Raw genomic sequence first — 2,621 nt, forward strand, 5'->3', positions numbered from 1 at the left:
TTTTTTTTTTTCATCCCTGCCCGCTACCCTGTAAACCTTTCTTCTGCGTTGCCGTTAACAGTAGGTAAGCCATGTTTGGTTTTTCTTCCGGAGCCCTGATGACTCTTAGTGATGATGAGCGACACCTGCTTGTGTCCGTTGTTTCGGTCTGGCTACGGCGTGCCGGAGGGGATGCCGGAGCCATGATGCTGGATGCATACCGGCAGATTTTGTCTGAAACCGAACCGGCCGTAAGGACTGTCATGCTCGAATTTCTTGAATCCGTTCGCATTCATTACATTTCGTCCTGAGCATTTTCTGTATTTCTGTCCATACTTAAACGAGGCGGCCGTCACGGACGGTGGTCGTCGTTCCATGATGCTGTTATGGACGAGTGAGAGTAATCTAATCTAACTTGATTGAGTTCCGGGCGTGCCGCCCGGTTTTTTTTGCTGTTTCCCGGTGTCCGTTCCGGGACAGGATGTGCATTTGTAATACCGCGCACGCGCCGGCATCACAAATACCCTGGTCAGGGCTGCGCCCCGACACCCCGCCATCGCCTCACGGCCGCGCACTGAATTGCGCACCCGTTCACCGATTTTCACGCATTTTCCTCGCCTATCTGTGCGTTCAGCATGGCGTAAAGCGCTTCGGCCTGATCGTGCAGGTGCTCACAGCAGCCGGCAGCCTCATCCAGATCCATCTGCTCGAGCCGCTCAAGGAGGAGAAGTGTCTGTGCGCGGATAAATTTGGCCATATTGAGGGCGGCGGATTCCTGTCTGGTCACTGGTGATTTTCCCCGTCTGGTGATGATTTTTGCGTGAAAAGAGCATGGCGTCATTCTGGTGCATAGTCATGCATGCCGTTAAAATTTAACAGGCGCGTTTCTGACGGGTTCCGGGGTGGTTTGTTGTGGTTTTTGTCATGGTTTCGTCAGGAACGCGCTGAACGCGTCTCAGGCGGTGCGGGCAACGGATGTTATGGTAAATTCTTGGGGGCTTGATTATAAAATACCGCACTTCCTCTTATGTCTTGTGCTTTTTAGACAACCCTGAAAGCTTTTAGCTTTGGTGATGCAATTTGCTGGGATTTTGGCGGAGAACCACAGGTAAAGAAAAAGGCCACATTAGCGGCCTTTTTCGGAGAAGATGCTCAGTGCGGAATTTCGGAGACTTCTTTAACGTCGGTTTTATTGATCTGCTGTTTGACACCATTCGCGTCTGTATAGCCAAGCAGGCCTGAGTCTGATTCTTTAGGTTTGCCGTCGCTGACAATAGTGCGACCGTCATTGGTGTGTATGGCATAGCTTGTGCGCGTGCAGCCGGTGAGGGCTGAAAGCGCAACTGCCGCTGCGAACACTGAAACAAAAATCTTTTTCAAAGCCAGCTCCTTTTATCCATATCAGTTTTGGTCACTAACCATCTAACTATAGGTCATTTTTTATGTGAAAAGAGGCTTGATGGTGGGCTGTATATCGAGTTAGGCGCGAGGTGCTATGGTCAAAGTGTGGTGTCAGGCGGGGAGGAGGCTTATATGAGATGTAATCCGGCCGATACATATACCAAGATGATTTAAGTATTCCTCTTTGTGAGGTTGGATGTCTAATTTATAAAGGATCTTCTTGAGATCCTTTTTTTCCGCGCGTAATCTCTTGCCCTGTAAACGAAAAAACCACCCTGGCAGGTGGTTTTTCGAAGGTTAGGTAATCCTGGCAGATCCCCTAACCGTGGTAACAGTCTTGTGCGAGACATGTCACCAAATTTGTCCTTTCAGTGTAGCCTCACTAAGGCCGCCACTTCAAGAACTCTTGAGACATCTCTCGCACATCCTGTTTGCCAATGGCCGTTGCCAATGGCGATTAGTCGTGTCTTTCCGGGTTGGACTCAAGTTGATAGTTACCGGATAAGGCGCAGCGGTCGGACTGAACGGGGGGTTCGTGCATACAGTCCATCCTGGAGCGAACTGCCTTCCCGGAACTGAGTGTCAGGCGTGGAATGAGAAACCGCGGCCATAACAGCGGAGTGACACCGGTAAACCGAAAGGCAGGAATGCGGGGGAGCACGAGGGAGCCACCAGGGGGAAACGCCTGGTATCTTTAAGCCGCATCGGGTTTCGCCACCACTGATTTGAGCGTCAGATTCTGTGATGCTTGTCAGGGGGGCGGAGCCTATGGAAAAACGGCTTTGGCGCGGCCTTATGCTTTCTTCGTTAAGTATCTTCCTGGCATCCCCCAGGAAATTTCTGATCCATCCGTAAGCCCGTCCCGCTCGCCGCAGCCGAACGACCGAGCGGAGCGAGTCAGTGAGCGAGGAAGCGGAATATATTCTGTATCACATTTTCTCCTGACGCGTTTTCTTTCACTTTCTGCGCCTGTCTTATGTGGCATTAATGCTATGTGTTACTGCCATGCTACATCTTAAGCCAGTATACACTCCGCTAGTGCTCCGTGACTGGTCCGGCGCTGCGCCCGGAACCCGCCTGTACCGGTTCAGCAGCCGTTCCGGCCTGACTGCAATTTTTTTTTTTCATCCCTGCCCGCTACCCTGTAAACCTTTCTTCTGCGTTGCCGTTAACAGTAGGTAAGCCATGTTTGGTTTTTCTTCCGGAGCCCTGATGACTCTTAGTGATGATGAGCGACACCT

3 protein-coding genes are annotated in these 2,621 nt (G+C 51.2%); 1 reads left to right on the forward strand and 2 read right to left on the reverse strand.

Annotated features, from left to right (window positions below):
- Positions 1-98 precede the first annotated feature (98 nt).
- The gene (locus tag OH663_RS25885; RefSeq protein ID WP_021243041.1) at positions 99-290 is read left to right on the forward strand and encodes a hypothetical protein; all 192 of its coding nucleotides are present in this window, start codon (positions 99-101) and stop codon (positions 288-290) included.
- Positions 291-580: 290 nt separating this feature from the next.
- Here the strand turns inward: OH663_RS25885 and OH663_RS25890 are convergent, their stop codons facing one another.
- Together OH663_RS25890 and OH663_RS25895 are read right to left on the reverse strand one after the other, a co-directional pair.
- Entirely contained in the window at positions 581-766 is a 186-nt protein-coding gene (locus tag OH663_RS25890) for a Rop family plasmid primer RNA-binding protein (RefSeq protein WP_013772937.1), read from the reverse strand.
- Between the two features lie 365 nt (positions 767-1,131).
- Complete coding sequence (locus OH663_RS25895) at positions 1,132-1,359, reverse strand: YgdI/YgdR family lipoprotein (RefSeq protein ID WP_021243043.1); 228 nt, start codon at positions 1,357-1,359, stop codon at positions 1,132-1,134.
- Positions 1,360-2,621 lie beyond the last annotated feature (1,262 nt).

This window comes from Citrobacter sp. Marseille-Q5395 (assembly GCF_947057495.1).
Lineage (GTDB): Bacteria > Pseudomonadota > Gammaproteobacteria > Enterobacterales > Enterobacteriaceae > Citrobacter > Citrobacter murliniae.